The sequence below is a fragment of the Embleya sp. NBC_00896 genome, assembly GCF_045207785.1.
In the GTDB taxonomy this organism is placed as follows: domain Bacteria; phylum Actinomycetota; class Actinomycetes; order Streptomycetales; family Streptomycetaceae; genus Embleya.
In genome coordinates, this window is record NZ_CP108776.1 from 5970532 (window position 1) to 5995012 (window position 24481).

At 71.3% G+C, this 24481-nt stretch carries 19 protein-coding genes and 1 tRNA gene; 11 read left to right on the top strand and 9 right to left on the bottom strand.

Annotated elements, in window-relative coordinates:
- Positions 1–12: 12 nt before the first annotated feature.
- Entirely contained in the window at positions 13–339 is a 327-nt protein-coding gene (locus OG928_RS27025; protein WP_406288326.1) for a hypothetical protein, read from the bottom strand.
- 1044 nt (positions 340–1383) lie between these two features.
- A complete protein-coding gene (locus tag OG928_RS27030; RefSeq protein WP_406288329.1) occupies positions 1384–3552 on the bottom strand; it encodes a putative bifunctional diguanylate cyclase/phosphodiesterase in 2169 nt (722 codons plus the stop codon).
- 611 nt (positions 3553–4163) lie between these two features.
- Here OG928_RS27030 and OG928_RS27035 point away from each other — a divergent pair.
- Positions 4164–4952, top strand: coding sequence for an ADP-ribosylglycohydrolase family protein (locus tag OG928_RS27035; RefSeq protein ID WP_406288331.1), 789 nt, complete (start codon positions 4164–4166; stop codon positions 4950–4952).
- Positions 4953–5097: 145 nt separating this feature from the next.
- Here OG928_RS27035 and OG928_RS27040 read toward each other — a convergent pair.
- A tRNA-Thr gene (locus tag OG928_RS27040) sits at positions 5098–5173 on the bottom strand.
- Positions 5174–5281: 108 nt separating this feature from the next.
- Positions 5282–6091: an STM4013/SEN3800 family hydrolase gene (locus OG928_RS27045; protein WP_406291239.1), complete on the bottom strand. Its 810-nt coding sequence runs from the start codon at positions 6089–6091 to the stop codon at positions 5282–5284.
- A 299-nt stretch (positions 6092–6390) separates the two neighbouring features.
- Between OG928_RS27045 and OG928_RS27050 the strand changes: the two genes are divergently transcribed.
- The 6 genes from OG928_RS27050 to OG928_RS27075 all read left to right on the top strand — a co-directional run bounded on the left by OG928_RS27050 (position 6391) and on the right by OG928_RS27075 (position 12980).
- On the top strand, positions 6391–7245 hold the full coding sequence (locus tag OG928_RS27050) for an NUDIX domain-containing protein (protein ID WP_406288333.1): 855 nt from the start codon (positions 6391–6393) through the stop codon (positions 7243–7245).
- Positions 7242–8486: a lipopolysaccharide kinase InaA family protein gene (locus OG928_RS27055; RefSeq protein WP_406288336.1), complete on the top strand. Its 1245-nt coding sequence runs from the start codon at positions 7242–7244 to the stop codon at positions 8484–8486. The genes OG928_RS27050 and OG928_RS27055 overlap by 4 nt, the downstream gene beginning before the upstream one ends.
- 103 nt (positions 8487–8589) lie before the next feature.
- Positions 8590–9582 (top strand): hypothetical protein, encoded by a 993-nt coding sequence (locus tag OG928_RS27060; RefSeq protein ID WP_406288338.1) that lies wholly within the window; start codon positions 8590–8592, stop codon positions 9580–9582.
- Positions 9579–10880, top strand: coding sequence for an adenylosuccinate synthetase (locus OG928_RS27065; RefSeq protein ID WP_406288341.1), 1302 nt, complete (start codon positions 9579–9581; stop codon positions 10878–10880). Before OG928_RS27060 ends, OG928_RS27065 begins: the two co-directional genes overlap by 4 nt.
- A 294-nt stretch (positions 10881–11174) precedes the next feature.
- Complete coding sequence (locus tag OG928_RS27070; protein WP_406288343.1) at positions 11175–11936, top strand: electron transfer flavoprotein subunit beta/FixA family protein; 762 nt, start codon at positions 11175–11177, stop codon at positions 11934–11936.
- A gap of 84 nt (positions 11937–12020) precedes the next feature.
- Positions 12021–12980 (top strand): electron transfer flavoprotein subunit alpha/FixB family protein, encoded by a 960-nt coding sequence (locus tag OG928_RS27075; RefSeq protein ID WP_406288344.1) that lies wholly within the window; start codon positions 12021–12023, stop codon positions 12978–12980.
- Between the two features lie 108 nt (positions 12981–13088).
- Here the strand turns inward: OG928_RS27075 and OG928_RS27080 are convergent, their stop codons facing one another.
- A complete protein-coding gene (locus OG928_RS27080; protein ID WP_406288346.1) occupies positions 13089–14219 on the bottom strand; it encodes a sulfite oxidase in 1131 nt (376 codons plus the stop codon).
- Between the two features lie 238 nt (positions 14220–14457).
- On the opposite strand from OG928_RS27080, the gene OG928_RS27085 reads away from it, so the two are divergent.
- Positions 14458–15843 (top strand): FAD-binding oxidoreductase, encoded by a 1386-nt coding sequence (locus tag OG928_RS27085; RefSeq protein ID WP_406288349.1) that lies wholly within the window; start codon positions 14458–14460, stop codon positions 15841–15843.
- Positions 15844–15942: 99 nt separating this feature from the next.
- Here the strand turns inward: OG928_RS27085 and OG928_RS27090 are convergent, their stop codons facing one another.
- Both OG928_RS27090 and OG928_RS27095 read right to left on the bottom strand, forming a co-directional pair.
- Positions 15943–16860: an SDR family oxidoreductase gene (locus tag OG928_RS27090; RefSeq protein ID WP_406288352.1), complete on the bottom strand. Its 918-nt coding sequence runs from the start codon at positions 16858–16860 to the stop codon at positions 15943–15945.
- Between the two features lie 233 nt (positions 16861–17093).
- Positions 17094–18632 carry a choice-of-anchor A family protein gene (locus OG928_RS27095; RefSeq protein WP_406288354.1) on the bottom strand — a complete coding sequence of 513 codons (1539 nt, stop codon included), beginning with the start codon at positions 18630–18632 and terminating at the stop codon, positions 17094–17096.
- Between the two features lie 407 nt (positions 18633–19039).
- On the opposite strand from OG928_RS27095, the gene OG928_RS27100 reads away from it, so the two are divergent.
- Complete coding sequence (locus OG928_RS27100; protein ID WP_406288356.1) at positions 19040–19981, top strand: hypothetical protein; 942 nt, start codon at positions 19040–19042, stop codon at positions 19979–19981.
- A 28-nt stretch (positions 19982–20009) separates the two neighbouring features.
- Here the strand turns inward: OG928_RS27100 and OG928_RS27105 are convergent, their stop codons facing one another.
- Complete coding sequence (locus tag OG928_RS27105; RefSeq protein ID WP_406288358.1) at positions 20010–20924, bottom strand: LysR family transcriptional regulator; 915 nt, start codon at positions 20922–20924, stop codon at positions 20010–20012.
- A gap of 74 nt (positions 20925–20998) precedes the next feature.
- Here OG928_RS27105 and OG928_RS27110 point away from each other — a divergent pair, with 74 nt between their 5' ends.
- Positions 20999–21943, top strand: a complete 945-nt coding sequence (locus tag OG928_RS27110; protein ID WP_406288361.1) for an EamA family transporter — start codon at positions 20999–21001, stop codon at positions 21941–21943.
- 76 nt (positions 21944–22019) lie between these two features.
- Here the strand turns inward: OG928_RS27110 and OG928_RS27115 are convergent, their stop codons facing one another.
- On the bottom strand, positions 22020–23234 hold the full coding sequence (locus OG928_RS27115; protein ID WP_406288364.1) for an amidohydrolase family protein: 1215 nt from the start codon (positions 23232–23234) through the stop codon (positions 22020–22022).
- Between the two features lie 151 nt (positions 23235–23385).
- On the opposite strand from OG928_RS27115, the gene OG928_RS27120 reads away from it, so the two are divergent.
- A complete protein-coding gene (locus OG928_RS27120; RefSeq protein ID WP_406288367.1) occupies positions 23386–24294 on the top strand; it encodes a LysR family transcriptional regulator in 909 nt (302 codons plus the stop codon).
- The last annotated feature ends 187 nt before the right edge of the window (positions 24295–24481 follow it).

Here is a 24481-nt window from a genome sequence, read left to right on the forward strand (position 1 = left end):
CACGCCCCTCCCCTAGTCCGCCACCATGCGCACCGCGCCCGGGATGTACTCCCGCTGCCTGATCACCCGGTACCAGCCCTTGGGCAGGTCGATGGTCGCGTGTTCCTCGTGGACGATCCGGGTCGCCTCGTCCAGCCGCAGGTGGCCGATCAACATCGGCTCCGGGGCCAGGTACAGCGTGCCCTCGCCGACGACCGCGTGCGCGTGGCCGGTGGCTTCCCCCAGCGCGAGGACCAGCCGGCCACGAGCGTCGCGCGGCTTGGCCGGCAGCGCCTCGACGCCCTTCGGCACGGTGGTCTCGGTGACCGGCAGCAGCAGGATGTCGCCTTGGCGGAACATGGCTAACCTCCATCGGAATCGGGGTCTTGACGGTGGGTCGGTTCCACTCAGGAACACGTTAGGGCCGGGGACCGACAGGCGGCCGGCGACGCGGGGGAGGCACCGCAGAGGCGGCGGGAACGGGATGCCGGGGACGCAGGCGCGGCGGCACGGGGCCCGCATCGCGGGTGTGGCGGGGCGGGGAGGCCGGGGTCGTGGGTGCGGCGGGGGCGGCGGCCCGTGACGGTGGCGCAGCGGGGGTGGGAGGGCCCGTGTTGCGGGTGCGGCGGGACGGCGAAGCCCGGGGCGCCGGTGCGGCGGAGCAGGGAAGCCGGTGTCGCGGGTGCGGCGGACCTTCTTTTTGGGCGGCGGGGCCGCCGGCTCCCGAAGCACCACTTTTGTTCCGCTGGCGCTCCACAAAAGCGGCACTCCGCTCGCACGTCGCTGTCCCTCCGCAAGCTCCGGGCCATCGACGTCGTGAAAAGCACAAGCAGCGGCCTCCGGCCGCTCTCCTCGCTGCGCTCGTCGATCACGACCCCGACCCGACCGGTGGGCGCTGACGCGCCAGGACCGCAGCCAAACCCGGCGACCCAGGGCCGGCCCACACCGTAGAACCGCAGCCAACCCACCCGAACTCGCGCAGCCACACCGGTGGCCACCAGGCCCGACCGGACCCACCGGCCGCCTCTAAAACCGCAGCCAGAGACACATACGCAACGGGCGGAGCGGGTGGGCGCAACCATCCCAACCCAACCAAGACGCAACCCCAGCGACCCACACACCGCACACCAGGCAGCCAGGCCCGACCGGGCCCACCGGTCGCCTCTAAAACCGCAGCCCGAGACACACAACGCAACGGGCGGAGCGGGTGGGCGCAACAGCCCAACCCAACCAAGACGCAACCGCAGCGACCCGCACACCACCCACCACCCACCACGCACCAGGCAGCCAGGCCCGACCCGGCCCACCGGTCGCCTGAAGAACCGCAGCCCGCGACGTATACGCAACGGGCGGAGCGGGTGGGCGCAACAGCCCGCCGTGGCGCTACCGCAGCCGGCTCCCGGGTTACCCAGGCTCCTTGACCCCCGTCAGCATGCCCTCGATGCGGTCCGGCGGCCCCGGACGGGAGAAGTACCAGCCCTGACCGGCATCGCAGCCGATGGCGCGGAGGCGTTCGGCCTGGACCGCGGTTTCGATGCCTTCCGCGGTGACCGTGAGGCCGATGGCGTGGGCCAACTCGACCAGGGAGGCGACGATGCGGCCGTCGACCGGGTCCGAGTCGCCGGGTTGGCGGAGGCCCTCGACGAAGGAGCCGGCGATCTTGAGTTCGCAGACCGGCAGGCGCCGCAGGTAGGCCAGGTTCGAGTAGCCCGTGCCGAAGTCGTCGATCGCGATCCGGATGCCCATCGCGGCCAGTTCGCGCAGGCGTTCCAGCGGGCCGCCGTCGGTGGACATGATCTGACTCTCGGTCAGCTCGAATTGCAGGCGGCCGGGGTCCAGGCCCGTCTCGGACAGTACGCGTTCGACCTGGCGGACCAACCCCGGTTCGCGGCACTGGCGTTCCGCGAGGTTGACGCTGATGAAGGGTGCGCCGTCGGGTTCCAGGTCCTGCCAGCGGCGCGCCTCGCGGCAGGCCTGTTCGAGCACGTGCATGCCCAGCGGGACGATCAGGCCGGTCTCCTCGGCGAGGCCGATGAAGCGGTCCGGGCCGACCAGGCCGTTGCGCGGATGGCGCCAGCGGACGAGGGCCTCGACGCCCAGTACGCCGCCGTCGGCGAGCGAGACCAGCGGCTGGTAGTCGACGTAGAACTCGCCGTGGTGCAGGGCCGCGGGCATCTCGGCGGACAGCGTGTAGCGGGCCACCTCGCGGTCGTTGCGGTCGGTGTCGAACACCGTCCAGCGGCCCCGGCCGTCGGACTTGGCCCAGTAGAGCGTTATGTCGGCCGCGCGCAGGGTGTCGGCGGGGCTGGTGCCGGCCACCGGGCGTTCGACGATGCCGATGCTCGCGGTTACCGTCAGATCGTGGCCGCGGATCCGGAACGGCTCGCGCAACGCGGCGAACACGCCGTCGGCGAGCGCGACCACCTGGCCCGTGCCGGTCGAGTGCTCGACCAGGATCACGAACTCGTCGCCGCCCATGCGCGCCATCAAATGGCCCGCCTGGCCCGCGTACCGGCTCAGCCGCCGCGCCACCGCGACCAGCAACTGGTCGCCCACGTCGTGCCCGAGGCTGTCGTTGACCACCTTGAACCCGTCCAGGTCCAGGTAGCACAGGCCGACCCGATCACCGGGGCCCGGCCGTTCGAACGCCGCCGTCAGGCGCTCGACGAAGAGCGCGCGGTTGGGCAGGCCGGTGAGCTGGTCGTGCATCGCCTGGTGGCGGAGCCGGGTGTGCAGGCGGTGCCGGTCGGTGACGTCCTCCAGCATGCACACCTGGTACTCGGGGTTGCCCTTGGAGTCGCGGACCAGGGAGAGCGACAGGTGCGTCCACAGGGTCTCGCCGTCGGCGTTCTCGAACTGCTTCTCGAGCGCGAAGTGGTCGCGCTCGCCGGTCACGAGGTCGTCGTACAGCTTCCACATGTGGTCGGTGTCGCCGTCGTGCATGAAGTCGCGGACCTGCCGCTTGCACATCTCCTCGACACTGGCCGCGAACATCGTCGTCATCGCCTGGTTGACGTCGATCACGTTGCCGTCGACGTCGCCGATCCCGATGCCGATCGCGGCCTGGTCGAACACCGCGCGAAAACGCGCCTCGCTCGTGTGCAGCGCGTGCTCGGCGTTGTCGCGCGCGACCAGGACGGCCGCGTGGATGGCCTCCTGCTCGTCCAGGGTCCGCCGGCGCAGGGCCTCGGCGTAACCCGCGGCGAGGGCGCCCACGAGCGTGGAGAGGCGTTCCAGGTACTCGTTGGGGTCCTGGCCGCGCGAGACCGCGTCGTTGCGCAGGATCGGCCACCACGGGCCGACCAGGCCCAGGGTGCGCTCCAGCGTCGCGCTGCTGGTGAAGTGTTGGCCCACGAGCGACGCGCCGACCTCGCGTGCGGCGGCCGGGTCGAACGGCTCGGTGCGCAGTGCCGTGGCCAACCGCACGGCCTGTTGACGCAGGTACTGTTCGATTTCGTTGCCGCTCAACGGGACGAAGCTGGTGCCCTCGACGGTGCGGGCCCAGTCGCGGGCGAATCGGCTCAGCGACGCCTTGACCCCATCGGCCCGCGCGTCGTCCGTCGTACCGCTCACCCTGCGCTCCCCACGGTGGTCCGGGCGCACATTCCGGCCCCCCGGCACGCCTGGACCCACGCTGTGCCCGGCGCCCACGATGGTCGATCCACCGCCCCACCTTTCCTCCTCGGGGGCGATCCGTCACCGCGCAATGTCGGTGCGGTCGCCTCTCGGACGAGCCGGCCACAATCCCCAGCAGCCGTGTGAACGAGCCACATCACCCGTTATCACCCGTTCGGACGAGCCGAATGGTACGTCCGGTACGTCCCGACGATCGCGTGATCATCGTTGACGGTATCCGCCGCGGCGCGGAAACGTCTTGCAGTTGGACACGGCGCGAGGAGCATCACTCCGGAGAGGGACAGGTGGTGCGCGCGGGTCCATACCGATTTGTGGCGTACGCCCCTGCACTCCGGCGCACGCATGGCTCCTGACATTACGACTGACGGACCATCAGGTTGCCGCCCCGGGCCACGGTACGCTCTACCGGCTTGCGTCGGGGAGGTGGGGCGCTGCTGCATTCGGCGGATGGCGGGCCACCCGGGTGGGGGATGTGGTTCATCGTGTTGGTCGAACTGGCTGTCGGAGACGCTTATGGAGCCGGCTTCGAGTATGCGGATCGCCCGTTCGTGGCGCGAGGCAACACGCTGGCCGGTTACGTGCAACATCCTCGTCATCGTGACGTGCTGCCCGGTCGATACACCGACGACACGCAGATGAGCATCGCGGTCGCCGAATGGCTGCTCGGCGACGATCACGGAATCCCGGTGCTCGCGGACCTGTTCGTACGGGCGTACAAGCGGGACGCGCGCGCCGGTTACGCGCGGGGGTTCCGGGGCGTACTCGAAGACGTGGTCGACGGGGCGCAGTTGCTCGAGGTGCTGCGTCCCGAGAGCGACAAGAGCGGCGCGGCCATGCGGGCGGGCGTGATCGGACTGCTGCCCGACATCGCGGACGTGCGGCGCACGGCGGCGCTCCAGGCGCGGATCACGCACCGGACGCTCGGCGGGATGACCTCGGCCACGGCGGCGGCCCTCGCGGTGCACTACTGCCGCTACGGCCTGGGCCCGGTCGCGGCGCTGCCGGACTGGCTGGCCGCGACCCTGCCGGCGTCGACGGACCCGGCCGTGTGGGCGCGGCCGTGGCGCGGCAAGGTCGGCTCGGCGGGCATGGACAGCACCCGCGCGGCGGTCACCGCGCTCGCCGCGCACACGAGCGTGGCGGCCCTGCTGAAGGCCTGTGTGGCGTACAACGGCGACGTGGACACGGTGGCCACGATCGCGCTGGCGGCGGCGAGTTGCTCGGCCGAGTACGCGCAGGACCTGCCGGAGGAACTTCTGGCGGGCCTGGAAAACGGCCGCTACGGCCGCGACTTCCTCGCCGAGTTGGACGCGAGGCTGGTCGCGCGGTTCGGCTGAGCCGAGGCGGCGTCCCTCGATGGGCGCCGGAAGCGCGACGGTCGACGATTGCCGACCGACGATTGCCGCCCGACGGCAGGCGACAGGCTACGGACGACAGACGTGCGAGAGGCCCCCCGGTGAACCGGGGGGCCTCTCGTCTGCCTGGAGCCCCAATACGGAATCGAACCGTAGACCTTCTCCTTACCATGGAGACGCTCTACCGACTGAGCTATTGGGGCCTGCGCGGCGAAAACTTACCGGATCCGCGTTCGGACTGCCAACTTGATCCCCGCGGCCGGGCCGACGCCGTTCGCGTGTCCATGCTCAGGCGCTCCGCGGACCCGCGCTCACCACTCGCCGGGACTCATCGTGAAGTGCGCGTACGGGACCGTCCAGACCACCTCGTGGGCGACGTTGTGGCCGGTGTGGCCGTCCTCGCCGTAGGCCGTGCCGTGGTCGCTGGTGACGATCGCGAAGCACGGGCGGCGGAAGCTCATCGCCCGAAAGAGTCGGCCGATGTGCCGGTCGACGTACTCCAGGGCGGCCGCGTGCGTCTCGCGGCTGTCGCCGCCGGCGGCGGTGGCGCCCGGGGTGTGGAACCAGTTCGGCTGGTGGATCGCCGCGACGTCGACCAGCAGGAACAGCCGACGGTCCGGGTCGAGGCCGCCGACGACCAACTCGGCGCGCGCGACCTGGGCCTCGAACGAGATCGGCGACGTGACGCCGAGCTCGGGGTCCCAGTGGCTCTCGGCGAACATGCCCGGCAGCACCGAGTCGAGCGCGCCCTGCTTGTCGAAGCAGCCGACGCCGCCGATGCACGCGGTGTGATAGCCGGCCTTCGTCAGCGCGCCGGCCAGGTCCGGGGTGTCGAACAGCCAGGTGTGCGCGTCGGTCGACTCGTTGTCGCCCTGCCGGGCCGCGAACAGGCGCGGGTGCGGCCCCGGGGCCGTCGGCGTGGGCAGATGGCCCGCCAGGAACGCGGTGTGCGCGGCGAACGCGAGGATGGCCGGCGTGTGCCGGCGCTCCCAGCCGCCCTCGGGCAGCACACGGGCCAGGTTGGGCAGCCGTCCGGCCGCGGCGAGTTCCACGGCCACGTCGTACCGCAGCGCGTCGAGCGTGACGAGCAGTAGGTCCTGCTCGCCCACGACGGCGTTCATGTCGGGACCGGTCATATCGGACATGCCACCTTCTCCGCTCCTGCTCGGGTGTTCCGGGCGCCGCCGGTGGCCCGCACGCGGGCGGCGATGGATCGCCCATGCCTACCAGAGGGAGCCGACCCCGCGAGGGATAACCCCCTCGCCCGTGTCGGTCGAAGCGTGTATGTTGTTCTCAGGTTCAGAAAATCTCATATGGAGAATAACTTGCGAGAGGGCGTCGGGAACGTGAACCGACGGGGGTGCGTCGGACGTGCATCGCACTGAGCACATCAACTGGGCACATCGGAAGGAAGCACGACATGGTCGACACCGTCACCACCGAACGCGACTGGCTCGCGTCGTACGACCCGCGTGCCTACGAACCGATCGCGGTGACCGTCGACATCGTCGCCCTGACCATTCGCCGACTCGCGGGCGAGCCGGCCTCGGACCACACCGCGGACGGCGCCGCCGAAAGCGCCGCGAAGGCGCTGCACGTCCTGCTGGTGCGGCGTGGCGAGATGCCCTTCGCGGGCCGGCTCGCGCTGCCCGGCGGGTTCGTCCGGCCGGTCGTGGACCCCGACGGCACGCGCCGCGAGGAGGACCTCGACGAGGCCGCCGAGCGCGAACTGGCCGAGGAGACCGGGCTCGCCGCCGGCGCCCGGCTCGACCGCGTCCACCTCGAACAGCTCGGCACGTACGGAACCCCCGGGCGCGACCCGCGGATGCGGATCGTCTCGGTCGCGCACCTCGCGTTCGCGCCGGACCTGCCCGATCCGACCGCCGGTGGCGACGCCGCCCACGCGCTGTGGGTGCCGGTCGCCGGCATCGATCCGCGCACGCTGGCCTTCGACCACGCGCGCATCCTCGCCGACGGCCTCGAACGGGCCCGCGCCAAGCTCGAGTACACGCCGCTCGCCACCGCGTTCGCGGGTGAGGAGTTCACGATCACCGAGCTCCGCGAGGTCTACCAGGCGGTATGGGGCGAGCCCATGCACGCCGGCAATTTCCACCGCAAGGTGCTGTCCGTGCCCGGCTTCGTCGAGGACACCGGCGCCACCACCGCCCGCGGCGGAGCCAGGGGCGGACGGCGCGCCCGGCTCTATCGCGCGGGCCCCGCACGTCTGCTGCACCCGGCGCTGCTGCGCCCGTCCCCGGAGGAGGACTCCCGATGACAAGGACGCCAGGCACCACCTCGACCGCTCCCGTGACCCTCGAAGACGCCCTCGACCTGCTCACGAACGCCCTCGATCCGCAAGCCGTCTTCGGGCCCTACGACGGCACCCCCGAGGCGTGCCTGCGCGCGGGCAGCCGCACCTATCGACTGCTCGCCCGGCTGCTCCACCCGGACACCGCGCCCGAGGCCCGACGTACCGAGGCCGCCGCCGCGTTCACCCGGCTGGGCGAGCTGTGGAACCGCTACCAGCAGGACATCACCGGAGTGACGGGCCGTCAGGTCGTGATCACCACCAAGCGCCGGGTCTACTCGGTCGGCGAGGAGCGTGCGCGCGGCGACATCGCGACGCTGTACAAGGTCGCCTACCGGGCCGAGGACGACGGCGAGTCGCGCGCGCTGCTCAAGCTGCCGCGCTCGGTCACCGACAACGACCTGATGGAGCGTGAGGCGACCGCCCTGGAGCGGATCGCCCGCGAGGGCGACCCCGAATACGCGGCCTACGTACCGAGGTTGATCGAGACCTTCCGCTACCGCGACGCGAAGTCCGGCACCGAGCGGCGCGCCAACGTGATCGAGCGGGTCCGCGGCTTCCGCTCGCTGACCGAGGTGCGCGAGGCGTACCCCGACGGCCTGGACGCGCGCGACGTGGCGTGGATGTGGCGCCGGCTCCTGGTCGCCATCGGCTACGCGCACCGGGCCGGCGTGGTGCACGGCGCGATCACCCCCGACCACGTGCTGATCCACCCGCGCGAGCACGGCCTGGTCCTGGTCGACTGGTGCTACTCGGTGCTGCTGGCCGGGCCCGACGACGCCGATCGGCCGGACGCGGTGCTGCGGGCCAAGGCCGTCGAGCACGTCCCGGCGATGATCGACCGGCACGCCGCCCTGTACCCGCCGGAGATCCCCGGCAAGCAGCCGCCGGAGACGGCCGCGGACGTGTACATGGCGACGAAGTGCGTCACCGACCTGCTCGCCGCGGACGCGCCCAAGGCGCTGCTCCGGTTCGCCCGCGGCTGCTCGCTGCCGGCGCCCGCGCGTCGTCCACACGACGCGTGGAAGCTGCTCGGCGAGTTGGACGAACTGCTCGGCAAGCTCTACGGCCCGCGCCGCTTCCGGCCGTTCGCGATGCCGTCCCGGCGCGAGCCCAAGGCCGCGGCCGACCCCAGGACCGCCGACAAGGCCGCCGACAGGGCCACCAGGTCCGCCAGGTCCGCGAGGTCCGACACGGCCGACGGGTGAGCCGACAAGACCGACAAGACCGGCGACCGGCCGGTCGATTCCGCCCCGGCCCCCGAAGGCCAATCAGCAGCAATCCCATCGTCCCGATCGGGGAGTGAGCACCATGGGCAGTGGCAACTGGTCCACCAACGTCTACGACGCGGCGCAGAGCTACAACGCGGCCAAGGGCCGCAGTGCGTTCCACTACAGCCACGTCACCCAGAACAGCACGCCGCGCAGCGCGTGGAAGGCGCACGCCGACCTCGACCCGCGCTCGGCGGGGATCCGCGAGAGCCGCGACAGCGACGAGCACCCGACGTCGCTCGCGATCTCGGTGCTGTTCGACGTGACGGGGTCGATGCTGCAGGTCCCGCAGACCCTGCAGACCAAGCTGCCCGAGCTGTTCGGGCTGCTGCTGCGCAAGGGCTACGTCAGCGACCCGCAGATCATGTTCGGCGCGATCGGCGACGCCACCTGCGACCGAGTGCCGTTGCAGATCGGCCAGTTCGAGTCCGACAACCGGATGGACGACCAGCTCGGCAACATCCTCCTCGAGGGTGGCGGCGGCGGGCAGAAGCGCGAATCGTACGAGCTGGCCCTGTACTTCATGGCCCGGCACACCTCGATCGACTGCCACGAGAAGCGCGGCAAGCGCGGCTACCTGTTCGTCATCGGCGACGAGATGCCCTACCGCAAGGTGCGGCGGGCCGAGGTGAAGGAGTTCATCGGCGACGACATCGGCGAGGACATCCCGATCGAGCGGATCCTGGCCGAGTTGCAGCGGATGTACGAGGTCTACTACATCCTCCCCGCCGGATCGTCCTACGTGGGCGACAAGGAGGTCCTGGGGGAGTGGAAGGGCCTGCTGCGGCAGAACGTCATCGAACTCGACGACGCGGACGGCGTGTGCGAGACGATCGCGCTGACCATCGGGCTCGCCGAGGACGCGATCGATCTCGACGAGGGCCTGGACCACCTGCGCGAGGTGGGTGCCACCGGCCAGGTCGCGAACGTGTCGAAGGCGCTCGCGTCGTACGCGCGCACGAACGGCGCGGTCGCGGTGTCCGGCGCGCTGCCGGGTCCGGACGGCGACGACGCGGGCACCACGCGTCTGTGATCCATCGTCACATCGCGGTCGTGGACCTCGGGTTCGGCGACGCGGGCAAGGGCACCACGGTGGACCGGCTGTGCGCGCGAGCGCGGGACGAGGGGCGGCCGGTCCACGCCGTGGTGCGGTTCAACGGCGGCGCGCAGGCCGCGCACAACGTGGTCACCGACGACGGGCGGCACCACACCTTCGCCCAGTTCGGCTCGGGCACGTTCACGCCGGGCACGCGCACGCACCTGTCCCGGTTCATGCTCGTCGATCCGCTCGCGCTGGCCGCCGAGGCCGGACACCTGCGGACGCTGGGGGTGCCCGACCCGTTCGCGCTGCTGACGGTGGACCGGGACGCGCTGCTGACCACGCCCTACCACGCGGCGGCCAACCGGGCCCGGGAGCTGGCGCGCGGCGCGGCGCGGCACGGCTCGTGCGGGATGGGGGTGGGCGAGACCGCGGCCTTCGCGCTCGCCCACCCCGCGCTCGCGCCCCGGGCCGGCGACTGCGGCTCGCCCGCGCTGCTGCGCCGCCGACTGGCGGCCGTGCGGGACGTGCTGAGCGTCGAGTTCGGGACACCGCTGGGGCCGGACGTGGACGCGTGCGTGGCGGCGTTCCTGGCGTTCGGCCGGGCGGTGCGGGTGGTGGACGACGCGTACACGCGCGAGCTGCTGCGCGGCGGCCCGGTCGTCTTCGAGGGGGCCCAGGGCGTCCTACTCGACGAGTGGCACGGGTTCCATCCGTACACGACCTGGTCGACCACGACGTTCGCGAACGCCGAGACGCTCGCGGCCGAGGCGGGGGTGGGGCTGTACCGGCTCGGCGTGCTCCGCACGTACACGACCCGGCACGGCGCGGGCCCGCTGCCCACCGAGGACGCGGCCCTCGCGGCGGCTCTGCCGGACGCGCACAACGGGACGGGGCGCTGGCAGGGCGCGTTCCGGGTGGGGCACTTCGACGCGGTCGCGCATCGGTACGCGGTCGCGGCGTGCGGGGGAGTGGACGGGGTCGCGCTCACCCACCTGGACGTACGCCGGCCCGAGCTGGGGGTCGCGCGCGCGTACGCGAGGGTGGAGGAGGGGGCGGCGGGGACGGCGCCGGTGGTGGGTCCGGCGCGGGACCTCGCGCACGCCGAGCGGATGACCGGGCACATGTTCGCCGCGCGGCCGATCGTGGAACCCGCGCCGGCCCCCGCCGCGTGGCCGGAATTCGTCGCCGCCGAGCTGGGCGCGCCGGTGACGTTGCTCTCGTTCGGACCACGCACCGGTGACAAGCGCGAGGAGCGGGTACTAAGCTCCTATTACTCTCCAGTAACATAGCCGTTCGGGGGGCGCTGGAGAAGTGCTGAGGGGTCGGACGAGGGTCGATGGTCGGCGGCTTTGCCAGGACCGCGTACTCTCGATTCCAGAAGTTGACGGACCGTCAGAACTGAATGTGCCCTGTGTCACGCGTGCGCCCCCGCGCGGGCGTGGCATCGTGGCGCGGAGATTGATGGATCTTGGGGCCGGAACCGCGGGCCCGTCGCGGACCTCGTCGACGGGCATGACACCCTCGGAACGGCACCTGGGTGACCGGACGACCACAGGAGAACTGTTGTGAAAATCGTTGTCTGCGTGAAGTACGTACCCGACGCGACCGGGGACCGGGGCTTCAACGACGATGGCACCACCGATCGCGAGTCGGTCGACTCCCTGCTGTCGGAGCTGGACGAGTACGCGATCGAGCAGGCTCTCAAGATCGTGGAGTCCGGCGTCGAGGCCGAGATCACGTACCTGACGGTCGGTCCGGACGATGCCAAGGACGCACTGCGCAAGGCCCTGGCGATGGGCGGCGACAAGGCCATCCACGTCAACGACGACGACATCGCGGGCACCGACGCGCTCGGTACCTCGCTGATCCTCGCGAAGGCCATCGAGCGCGCGGGCTTCGACCTCGTCGTGTGCGGCATGGCCTCCACCGACGCCTCGATGGGTGTCGTCCCGGCCATGCTCGCCGAGCGCCTGGGCGTTCCGCAGGTCACCTACCTGGACGAGGTCGCCGTCGAGAAGGGCGTCGTCAAGGGCCGTCGCGAGGGTGACGTCGCCACCGAGCGCATCGAGGCATCGCTGCCCGCCGTCGTGTCCGTCACCGACCGCACCGGCGAAGCCCGTTACCCGTCCTTCAAGGGCATCATGGCGGCCAAGAAGAAGCCGCTGGAGTCCCTGGACCTGGACGACCTGGGCATCGAGTCGGACCAGGTCGGCCTGTCCGCCGCGTGGTCCACCGTCGACACCGCCACCAAGCGCCCGCCGCGCGCCAAGGGCGAGGTCGTCGAGGACGAGGGCGAAGGCGGCGTGCAGCTCGCCGCGTTCCTCGCCGCCAAGAAGTTCATCTGAGTCGGTCAGCAGCACCGGACTGTTTCAACAAACAAACCCCCGGCCGGAGCAATCCGGGCTGTACCGGACAAGGAGAGAACCCACATGGCTGAGATCCTCGTTCTCGTCGACCACGCCGACGGCGCGGTCCGCAAGCCGACCCTGGAGCTGCTGACGCTGGCCCGCCGCCTCGGCGAGCCGTCCGCGGTCTTCCTGGGCAAGGGCGCCGACGGCGCCACCGAGACGCTGGGCAAGTACGGCGCGCAGAAGGTCTACGTCGTGGACGCCCCGGAGGTCGGCGACTACCTCGTCGCCCCGGCCGTCGACGCGCTCACCCAGATCGCCGGCGGCATCGAGCCGGGCGCGATCCTGGTCGCCTCCTCGGCCGACGGCCGCGAGATCGCGGCGCGCGTCGCGGTCCGCCTGGAGTCGGGCCTGATCACCGACGCCGTCGACATCGAGGCCGGCCCCGACGGCCCGGTCACCGAGCAGTCGGTGTTCGCCGCGACCTACCAGGTCAAGGCGCACGTCACCAAGGGCACGCCGATCATCACGGTCAAGCCCAACGCCGCCACCCCGGTGGAGGCCCCGGCCACCCCGGCCGTGGAGGCCGTGACGGTGGACTTCACCGCCGTCGCGACCGGCACCAGGGTCGTCTCGCGCGCCCCGCGCGAGAAGTCCGACCGCCCCGAGCTGACCGAGGCCGACATCGTCGTCTCGGGTGGCCGCGGCGTCAACGGCGCCGAGAACTTCCACGTGATCGAGTCGGTCGCGGACGCGCTCGGCGCGGCCGTGGGCGCCTCGCGCGCGGCGGTCGACGCCGGCTGGTACCCGCACAGCCACCAGGTCGGCCAGACCGGCACGCAGGTCTCGCCGCAGCTGTACGTCGCGGTGGGCATCTCCGGCGCGATCCAGCACCGCGCGGGCATGCAGACCTCGAAGACCATCGTCGCGATCAACAAGGACGAGGACGCCCCGATCTTCGACCTGGTCGACTACGGCGTCGTCGGCGACCTGTTCAAGGTCATGCCGCAGCTCGAGGCCGAGATCAACAAGCGCAAGTAACCGCCCCCAGGGCGACTTCGTGAACGACCCCGCACCGGCTCGCCCGGTGACGGGGTCGTTCCGTGTCCGGGCGCCGAATCTCCGCCGGGGATTGCAGACACGCCCTGGTCAGTCGTCGCCGAGGCACAGGACCGGGACGCGTTGGACCAGGTTGTTGGCGAAGCCGCCGCGGTTCCAGGGTTGGCTGAGGGGTTGGGTGTTGCCCTCGGCGTCGGTGGCGCGGGCGCTGAGCACGTGGGTGCCGGGCGTGGCCGACCAGGACGCCTGCCAACGGCGCCAGGCCCAGGGGTGTTCGTCCGCCGGCGCGAGCGCGGCCGCGTGCCATGTGCGGTCGTCGTCCGTGCTCACCTCGACCCCGATGACCGGGCCGTGTCCGGACCAGGCCCGGCCCTCCAGGAGCACCCGGCCGGGGCGGACGACGCGGGCCCTGGACATGAAGTCCGGGAACCCGGGCGGGATCATCAGCGCCCGCGGCGCGATCCGGGTGACCGGCCGGCCCGGGTCGTCGGCCCGCTGCCGGTAGCGGTAGGCCACTTCCTGTTGGAAGCCGGTGAACGGGCGGTCGGTGACCGTGATTTCGCGCAGCCACTTCACGTGCGCCATGCCGTACCAGCCGGGCACCACCAGCCGCAGCGGATGGCCGTGCTGCGGGGGTAGGGGCAGGCCGTTCATGGCGTACGCCACCAGCACCTCGGGATCGTCGCCGGCGGCCACCGCCAACGGCAGACTCCGCTGGTAGTCCTGCTCGACGCCGCGCTCGACACCGTGGTCGGCGCCGGTGAACACGACCTCGACGGCAGCCGGCTCCGACCCCGGCTCCACCCCGGCTTCGGCGAGCAGCACGCGCAGCGGCACCCCGGTCCACTCGGCCGTGCCGACCGCCTCGACCAGCCACGGCTGGCTCACCGGCCGCGGCGCGAGCCGGGCCCGGCCGTTGCCCGCGCACTCCATCGTCACGCGGTGGGTGACGGCCGGGAGGGACCGCAGCGTCGCCAGGTCCAGCATCAACGGGGCCCGTACCCGACCGCTCACGGTGAGCCACCAGTCGTCGGCCGGGGCGGTGGGGATGTCGTAGTGGATCAGCACATAGTGCAGGCCGGGCGGCGTCACGTCGTAGCGCAGGGCCTCCAACGGAAGGCCGTGGTTCCGGGCCGCGAGCGCGAGTTCCGCCATCCCGATGCCCTCGGTGGGCTCCGCGAGGCGACCCGGCGGGCTGATGTCGCCGATACGTCCGTCCATGACCTCATGGTCCTCTCCGCGCCGCGTCCGGGCACCTCGCGCGCGGCGCGCCTGTAGCCCGGCGCGGCTGAATTGCGCCGCCCGTCGCCCGGCGGGAGGCTGGAGGGGTCAGCCCTTCGGTGTCGGGTCGGGCTGCGGCCCGTGACGGCGCCGAGGCACCGGCGCACGACCGCTTGCCGAGGGCCGTTCGGGGGCGGGCCTGGCGGGTTCGCGATCCGCGCCTCGTCAGGGAGATGCCATGGACGGCCACACACTGGAAGCGATGCGGACCACGTTGCGCGGTCCGATCATCGGCCCGGACGATCCGGACTACCACCAGGCTCGCAAGATCTACAACGCGATGATCGACAAACGCCCGGCGGCCATCGTGCGCTGTACGGACACGGCGGATGTCATGGCCGCGGTCGACTTCATCCGCGACCGGGGTCTCGAACTCGCGGTCCGGGGCGGCGGACACAGCGGCGGCGGCCTATGTCTGGTCGACGACGGCGTCACCATCGACCTGTCGCCCATGCGCTGGGCGCGCGTCGACCCCACCGCGCGAAGGGCCCGGGTCGGCGGCGGGAGTCAGCTCGGCGACCTCGACCACGCCGCCCACGCCTTCGGGTTGGCCACCCCCGCCGGCATCGTGTCCACGACGGGCGTCGGGGGCCTCACCCTCGGCGGCGGGCACGGCCACCTGACCCGCAAGTACGGTCTGACGGTGGACAATCTGCTGTCCGCGGACGTGGTGCTCGCCGACGGCAGCTGCGTCGTCGCGAGCGAGGCCACGAACGCCGACCTGTTCTGGGCGCTGCGCGGTGGCGGCGGGAACTTCGGCGTCGTCACCTCGTTCGAGTTCCGGCTGCACCCGGTGCACACCGTGGGAGTCGCGGTCACCCTGTGGCCGGTCGATCGCACCCCGGATGTGCTGCGCTGGTACCGCGACTTCCTGCCGCAGGCACCCGAGGACCTGAACGGCTTCTTCGCGGCCCTCGCGGTGCCGCCGGCCCCGCCGTTCCCGGAGGAGATCCACGGCCACAAGATGTGCGGCGTCGTGTGGTGCTGGACCGGCGACCCCGACCAACTGGAGCGGACCCTCGCGGTGGTGGGCGAACCGGCCCCGCCGGCCTTCCACTTCACCACCCCGATGCCCTACCCCGTGCTGCAGGGCATGTTCGACGAACTGATGCCCACCGGCCTTCAGTGGTACTGGCGCGGGGACTTCTTCGACACGATCACGGACGAGGCCGTCGACGTGCACGCCAAGTACGCCGAGAACCTCCCCACCAACCTGTCGCTCATGCACCTGTACCCCGTCGACGGAGCCGCCGGCCGAGTCGGCCACGACGACACCGCGTGGAGCTACCGGGACGCGGTCTGGTCCGGCGTCTTCGGCGGCATCGACCCCGACCCGGCCAACGCCGAGGCCATCAAGCGGTGGGCCGTCGGCTACTGGGAGGACCTGCACCCGTACTCCATGGGCGGCGCCTACGTGAACTTCCTCGGCGCGGACGAGCGCGCCGACCGGGTGAAGGCCACCTACCGCGGTCACTACGACCGGCTCGCGGAGGTCAAGGCCGCCTACGACCCGAACAACCTCTTCCACGCCAACCAGAACATCGAGCCGGCCGGCCGGTCCTGACCCACCCGTGCGACCACCGCGCCGCACGGCACGACGCGGGCAACGGGCCCGGACCCGCGGATCGCGGCTCGGCCCGTTGCCCCGGCGTGCTCGGGTCGGTCAGTGGCGGGTGCCGCTCATGTCCGCGTTGCCGGCCGCCTTGGCGACCAGGTCCGGGATCACGTCGGTGAGTTCGGCCGGGCTCCAGCGGGCGCCCTTGTCGACGGTGGGGCCGTTGGACCAGCCCTCGGCGACGCTGATGGAGCTGCCGGTGACCGAGAAGACGCGGCCGGTGACGTCGGCCGAGGCGGTGCTGCCGAGCCAGACCACGAGCGGTGAGATGTGCTCCGGGGCGAGCTGTTCGGCGATCTTCGCGGCGGCCTCCGCGTCGTCGGCGAAGCCGGCCAGGTCCTCGGTCAGGCGGGTGAGGGCGGTGGGGGCGATCGCGTTGACCGTGACGCCGTACCGGCCCAGTTCCTGGGCCGCGATGATCGTGAAGCCGGCGATGCCGGCCTTGGCGGCGCCGTAGTTGGTCTGGCCGATGTTGCCGAAGATGCCCGACGGCGAACTCGTGTTGATGATCCGGCCGGTCACCTCCTCGCCCGCCTTGGCCAGGCCGCGCCAGTAGGCGGCGGCGTGGTGCGCCGGGGCGAACGTGCCCTTGAGGTGCACCTTGATGACCGCGTCCCACTCGGCCTCGGACATATTGGTCAGCATGCGGTCGCGCAGGATGCCCGCGTTGTTGACGAGCACGTCGAGCCGGCCGAACGTCTCGATCGCCTGGTCGATCAGTGCCTTCGCGCCCGCGAAGTCGGAGATGTCGGACGTGTTGGCGACCGCCTCGCCGCCCGCCGCGACGATCTCGGCCACCACGGCCTCCGCCGGACCCGCGGACGCGCCGGTGCCGTCGCGCGCGCCGCCGAGGTCGTTCACGACGACCTTGGCGCCCTCGGCCGCGAACGCGAGCGCGTGCGCCCGTCCGATGCCGTTGCCCGCACCCGTCACGATGACGACGCGTCCCTCGCAGATCCCGCTCATGGGGCTCCTCCGTTGCTTCTCGACCGCTTCCGACGACCTGTACGAACGTCACAGTATGGCGAGACCGTTGCCACGTACATCCTTTGTGCGGCCGGGGCGCGGGGCGGGCGGGCGGGGCGCGAGTACGGCACGCGGGTCGCGCTGGAGTCACTCGGTGGTGCACATAGGTGTGGCCCCCGATCCCTTACGGGACCGAGGGCCACATGTGGTCGGTGGGTCAGTGGGTCAGTGGGTCAGCTCTGCGCGTTGGCTCGCCCACGTGCGCGGAACCAGAGCAGCAGGGCCGCGCCGATCCCGAGGGCGAGGGCTCCGCCGCCGAGCGTCAGCACGATGTTGCTCGACAGGCCGCTGTGCGCCAGGTGCTGCGCTCCACCGGACGAGCCGCCGGGGGAACCGCCGCCCGTCCCGTGGTCGGGATGCGCGCCGCCGCCCTTGTGGCCGTCATGCGCGACCGGGGGCACCGGGCGGCTCGACGACGAGGTCGAGGTCGACGGGGTCACCGAGGGCGAGGCCGTGGGGTGCCCGGACTTGGTCGGCCAGGAGGTGTGGTGCCAGGACTTGGTCGGCGAAGCCGACGGGGTCACCGAGGGCGAGGCCGTGGGGTGCCCGGACTTGGTCGGCCAGGAGGTGTGGTGCCAGGACTTGGTCGGCGAAGCCGACTGGGTCACCGAGGGCGAGGCCGTGGGGTGCCCGGACTTCGTCGGCCAGGAGGTGTGGTGCCCGGACCTGGTCGGCGACGCCGAAGGCCGCATGGTCGTGGGTGTGACCGAGGGCGAGGCGGTGGTGACGCAGTCCGGCAGATCACCGTCGAACGGGTACCGGTGGAACTCGGAGTCCGACCTCGACTGGTGGACCAGCGAACCGGTGGTGAAGAACCGGCCGTTCATGCCGGGCACCGAAACGGTCGTGGTACTGGCCCGGTTGCCGACCAGCACGCTGCCCTGGAACTGGGCACTGCCCTTGATCGTCACCGAGGTGGCGTCCGGGAAGTTCCACAGCAGCCGCTCTCGCAGTCCGGCGGGGATGTCCGCGCTGCCGATGTAGGTGCTGATGGTCCGGGCCGACCCGGTCAGGTTGACCAGCACCGTGGCGCCGCGAGGGATCCCCACGAACGAGATGTCCTGGTCCCCGTTGCCGGCGCCGACCATGTCGAAGTCGACGTTGAAGACCTGCAGCATGGATGTTCCGTCACCGGTGAACACCGTGGCGTTGGTCGTGTACACGGCCGTTCCGGTGGCCGGGCGCAGCCTCCCGTTCGGGAACGCGTAGAACGCGGAATAGTCGGTCAACCGGCTCCGCAGACCCCTGTAGGCGGCGGCGGCTTTCCGGTCCCGGACGGCCGTGGGCTCCACGGTGCCGGAGAGCGTACCGCCGTAGCGGACGACGCCCTTGGCGTTCGTGCCCTCCTCGGCGATCAGTCGCTGCGTCGGCGCGATGGTGATGTTGCCGCCGACGGTGAGGAAGTCGGTGTTGTTTACCGGGGGGACCCGGCTGCCGAAGCCGACGACTCCCACGTTGTAGACGGAGGACCCGCCGGTCTTGTTCATGTCGAAGTTGCCGAGGGCGACCAATTTGCCCTCCGCCTCGGCAGCGGATCCGCCCACCGACCAGTCACCGCCGACGAACATGTTGATGCCGTTGTCCCGACCTGCGATCGGGCCGTCGTTGGGTTCCGCGTTTATCGCCGGGCAGTTGCCCGGCACACAGGGCCCCAGCCCACCGGGCAAGGGCTTCGCGAAGCCCAGCACGGCGAATACGCAAACGAGGATCACACCGCCGAGGGTGACGGCGCCGGAGATCGCGAGACCTGCCGTGCGCGTCCGATTAGTTGAGTACCTGTGCATTTCTGAAGCATCGGACAAAACGTAGGAAAGTATGACAAGACACGCACATGATCCCTCGAATGCCCTCGTCGACCTGCCTTGTGCCATGTCGTCAACCGAGATGCGTACGGCCCTGGTACGCCGCAGGTATGGGATGCGACGACGCGGCGGAATTGGGAAACCGCAGGCGGGCCACGATCGTTGGCGAGGCGGTGCGAGAGTGGTCGGCTGGTCCGCCGTGCGGCCGGCAGGGTGTGTGTTGCCGTTCGCGATGGTCGTCTTCGGTGTCGACGCGTGATCGTTCTCGGCGGCCGTTCGCGGCGGCCGTTCTCGGTACGTGTGAAATGGAGTCTTTTGTGATCGTCGGACTTGTCACCGCTGTCGCGGCTTCCGCGTGTTACGGCGTGGGGTCGGTTCTACAAGCGGTGGGGTCTCGTCGATCCGCGCGCGAGGAGGCGGCCAAGCAGGCCGAGTCGGGCGGTGGCAGCGCCGCGGTGACGGGGTACGGCGGCCCGAGCCTGTCCTCCACCGCGAAGGCGGCGGTCACGTGGGAGTTCATCCTCGGGACCATCCTCGACTTCGTCGGGTTCGGCCTCGGGGCGCTGGCCGCGCGGTTGCTCCCGTTGTTCCTGTCGCAGACCATCATCAGCGCGAACCTGGTGGTCACGGCCGTGCTCGGGATCAGGCTGTTGGGGATCAAGCTGCACCGAGCCGACTGGACCTCGATCGGCGTCGTGTGCGGCGCGCTGGTGCTGCTGGGTATCGCGGCCGGGCCGGAGGGTGACGGGCACAGTCCCCGGGCCACGCACTGGTGGGTGTTGATCGTCACGTTCGTGGTGATCGTGGGCGGGACGCTGCTGGTCCGGTTCCTGGGCGCCAACGGGGCGATCGTCGCGGGCCTGCTGTCCGGGCTCGGTTTCGGCGGGCTCGGCATCGGCGTGCGAATCCTGGACGGGATCGACCCGTTCGACCTCGGCGAGCTGCTCGCGGACCCCGCGTTGTACGCGGTGTTGATCGGTGGCATCGGCGGGATGTATCTGCACACGATCGCCTTGCAGATCGGGTCGGTGAACGGCGCGACGGCGGCGCTGGTGGTCGGCGAGACGGTGGTGCCGGGCGCGGTCGGTGTGTTGTGGCTGGGCGATACGTCGCGGGACGGGCTCGGGTGGATGGCGGGGCTCGGCTTCGTACTCGCGGTGTCCGGTGCGGTCGCGGTCGCGTACTTCGGCAAGCACGCTCCGGAGGAACCTTCCGCCTCGGCCGAACCGGATCCCGCCGCGGCGGTCGCGCGGGGGTGAGTGGGGCCGGTCTCGGTCCGGCCCGTGGTCAGGACCCCGGCCCCTTCCGGGCGGCCAGCTCCGCGCCGACCTCGCGCAGGGCGGTCAGCAGCGGCGACGGGCCGTGCCCGCGGCGGACCGCCGCCATCAGGTGACGACGCGGCGCGGGTGCGGTGAGCGGGCGCAGGACCACCCCGGCGGGCAGCGTCGGCTGGGCGAGCCGCGGAATGATCGTCACGCCCAGGCCCGCCGCCACGAGCGCGAGCTGGGCACCGAAGTCGGTCGAGGTGTGCATCAGGCGAGGTTGGAATCCGGCGTGGTGACATGCCGTCAGCAGCAGCCCGTGGCACGCCGTTCCGGGCGCCGTGATGATCCAGTCGGCGTCGGCGAGGTCGGCCGCGAGGTCGACCTCGGCCCGGCCGGCGAGCGGGTGGTCGGTCGGCAGCGCGATCTCGAAGGGCTCGTCGAGGAGCGGATGCAGCTCGATCCGCGGGTGGTCGGGTGTGGGCAGATCCGGGTGCGTCATCACCAGCGCCATGTCCAACTCCCGGGCGGGCAGCAGCGGGAGCGCCTCCTCGGTCTCGTGCTGGACCACTTCGAACCGCCAGCCCGGATGGGTCACCTTGAGCCGCGCCAGCGCCGGCGCCACCAGGCCCGAGATCCCGGACGGGAAGCTGGAGACCCGGGCCCGACCGATTCGCCCGTCGCGCTGCGCCGCGAGGTCGGCGCGAGCCCGCTCCAGGCGGGTCGCGATCGCGTCGGCGTGGCCGAGCAGCACGTGCGCCGCGGCGGTCAGTCGTACCCCGCGCCCGTTCTTCTCCAACAGCACGGCGTCGGCCTCGCGCGCGAGCACCGCGAGCTGTTGCGACACCGCGGACGGGGTGAGGTGCAGCGATTGCGCGGCGGCGGCGACCGTGCCGTGCTCGTCGAGTGCGCGGAGGATGTTCAGCCGCTTGAGTTCCATGTAGCAAAACTACCGGTTGAGGTGCGGAAAAATTAGCTGGACCAGATGGATGGTCCCACCACAGACTGCGTGGCATGACCCGTACCGATTCCATGTGGGCCGCGCTCGTCAGCGTCATCTGGGGCGTCAACTTCGTCGCGATCGACGCGAGCCTCGACGACTTCCCGCCGTTCCTGCTCGCCGCGCTGCGCTTCACGCTGGTCGCGTTTCCGGCGGTGCTGTTCATCAAGCGGCCGCAGACGAGCTGGTGGCTGATCATCGGGGTCGGGCTCACGGTCAACGCGGGCCAGTTCGCGTTCCTGTTCAGCGCGATGCACGCGGGCATGCCGGCCGGCCTGTCGTCGGTGGTGATCCAGTGCCAGGCGATGTTCACCGTGCTGTTCGCGGTGCTGATGCTGCGTGAGATCCCGGGCCGTACCCGGCTGATCTCGCTCGGCGTGGCCGCCGTCGGGATGGGCGTGATCGCGTTCGGGCGCGGTCAGGGCGCGTCGCTGTGGCCGTTCCTGCTCGTCGTGGGCGCGGGCGCGTCGTGGGGCTTCGGCAACATGCTGACCCGCAAGGCCGGTATTCCGGGCGGCGTGGGGCTGGTGGTGTGGTCCGCGCTCGCGGCGCCGCTGCCGCTGCTCGGCCTGTCGTTCGCGGTCGAGGGACCCAGCCGGGACTGGGACGCGCTGACCTCGGCGTCCTGGGCCGGCGTCGGCGGCCTCGCCTTCACCGTCGTGCTGTCCTCGTGGCTCGGCTACGGCCTGTGGTTCGCCCTCCTGGGCCGCCGCTCGGCGTCGGCGGTCGCCCCCTACGGCCTGCTCGTCCCGATCGTCGGCATCTTCGCGGCCTGGGTCGTCCTGAACGAACGCCCGGGCTGGATCGAAGCGGCGGGCGCGGCCATCGTCCTGGCGGGCATCGCCCTGACCAACCTGCCGCTCCGCTCCGCGACCGCCGCGCCGAAGCCGCCCACCGTCACGCCGCCGGCCCCGACCACCTCCCAGGCCCCCGTCCCGGCCACGGGCATCCGGCCCTGACGCGGTTCGGTCGTGGCATGGAGACGCCGGCCGTGCCCGGGGTGAGCGGGCGCGGCCGGCGCGTGTGGGGGTGGGGCTACTTCGTGATGCCGAAGCGTTCCAGGCCGAAGGCCTTGATGGCGTTGCCGCGGAAGAGCTTGTCGCACTCCTCCTGGGTGAGGCCGGCGTTGGTCGCGATGTCGAGGGCGACCTTGTGCGTGTGCGGGAACGTCGAGTCGGCGTGCGGGTAGTCGACCTCGAAGCAGATCTGGTCGATGCCGATCACGTCGCGGTTTCGCAGGCCGATCTCGTCGTCGAAGATGCAGCCGTAGATCCGGTCGGCGATGTACAGGCTGGGCTTCTGCTTGAGCGAGGAACCGAACGCGTTGTCGTCGCGCTCCGCCCACAGCTTGTCCGCGCGCTCCATGACGTACGGCATCCAGCCGACCTGGCCCTCGGCGTAGGCGATCTTCATCTTCGGGAAGCGGTCGAAGACGCCCGAGAAGATGTAGTCGACCATCGAGCCCATGGCGTTCTGGAAGGTCAGCACGGAGGAGACGATGAACGGCGCGTCCGGCGACGTCGACGGCATCTTCGAGGACGAGCCGATGTGCATGCAGACGATGGTGTTCGTCTCCTCGCACGCCTGGAAGAACGGGTCCCAGAAGCGGTCCTTGTCGTGCACCGACGGCAGGCCCAGCGGGACCGGGTTCTCCGAGAACGCGACCGCGAAGGAGCCCTTCGAGGCGCAGCGGCGGACCTCGGCGGCGGCCAGGTGCGCGTCCCACAGCGGGATGATCGTCATCGGCAGCAGGCGACCCTTGCCGTCGCCGGCGCACCACTCGTCGATCATCCAGTCGTTGTACGCCTGGACGCACAGGAGGGCGAGCTCCTTGTCCTCACGCTCGTAGAACGCCTGGCCGCAAAAGCGCGGCAGGATGTTCGGGAAGCACAGCGACGCGTCGACGTGGTTCGCGTCCATGTCCTTGAGCCGCTCGGACTGGATCCACGCGCCCGGACGGATGTCGTCGAACGTGACCGGGGTCACGTCGAGCGTGTCGAAGCCGACCGCGGCCGAGAGCTTCGGGAAGGGGTAGACCAGGTCGTCGTAGAGCCACCAGTCGCACCACTCGCCGTCCTCGACACCGCGCTCGTACGAGAAGACGCCGCCGATGAAGTTGAACTTGGCCTTGTCGCGCACGACGCGCGGGCCGCGGTCCTTGTACTTGGCGGGCAGTCGCGAGGTCCACAGGTCCGGGGGCTCGACCACGTGGTCGTCCACGGAGATGATGCGCGGGATCTCAAGCGTCATGGCCTGCTCCTCGTTGGCTCGGTGCTGCGGGGCGGCGGTGGCCCCGCTTGCGACGCGTGGACCCTGCGCTATCCAGGAAACCTCCTGACGGGTCGTCAGCCAAGCCCCTGTTCTTGCTAACGTTATGCCGACACGGCATAGGTGGGAATCCATGGAACTGCGCGACCTGAGATGTTTCCTGGCGGTTGCCGAGGAACGGCACTTCGGCCGGGCCGCGGCACGCCTGTATCTGTCCCAACCGATGGTCAGCAAGGCGGTCCGACGGCTGGAGCAGCAGCTCGGCGCCCGACTCGTGGACCGCTCGTCGCTCCCGGTCGCGCTCACGCCGCTGGGCGAGGTGTTCCGCAGCCGGCTCGACGAGTCGTTGCGGCTGCTCGACGACGCCTGCGCGGAGGTACGCCGGCGCGCGACGTGGGACGCCGGGCAGGTGCGTGTCGGGTATACCTCGGGCCTGGGGCCCTCGCTCGTGTCGGCGGCGATCTCGGCCCTGCACATCCGGCATCCGGCCCTGCGCGTGCAGTGGACCAGCGAGCCGACGGCCCGTCAGGTGGCCGATGTCCGCGAGGGAGTGCTCGACGCCGGGCTCGGCTGGCTGCCCGACCTGGGCCCGGGCTTCGAGTCCGCGCGGGTCGGTACATTCGCCTTCGTGGCGCTGCTCCCGCAGGAACACGCGCTCGCCGGGCGGCGGTCGGTGGACCTGGCCGAGCTCGTCGGGTGCGGCGAGCCGATCGTGGTGTGGCCGCGGCAACCGCATCCCCGGCTCTACACCCGTGTCACCGACGCGCTGCGGCGATCCGGCGCGACCGACATCGTCGAGGCGTACGGCAGCGTGGACGACGTGATCGCGCGCGTCGTGGACCGGCAGGGGGTCGGCCTGTCGCCGCGAGGGTGGGCCCGACAGCGGCCCGTGCGCGGCGTCGTACAGGTGCCGCTGACCGGCGCCCCGGATGTCGCGGTGACGGCGTTCTGGCGGGCCGACCAGGGCCACGAGGGCGTCGACGTGCTCGTCCAGCTGTTGCGCGAGGTGGCGGCGGACAGCGATTTGGCCGACCAGTTGTGAACGCGCCGGCCGCGAGCGCTCGGCGTTCCCGCCGGCCGTGTGGCGACCTTGCCGGAGCAGGTGTCCGTACTCGAGCCCGTACTCGAGCCCAAGTCCGAGTCCGTGCCCGAGCGTCGGCGAGCCGGGCATTGGCGAGGCCCTCCACCGTCCCCAGTGAAGGGCCTCGTCTGGTCAACGGCACCGGTCC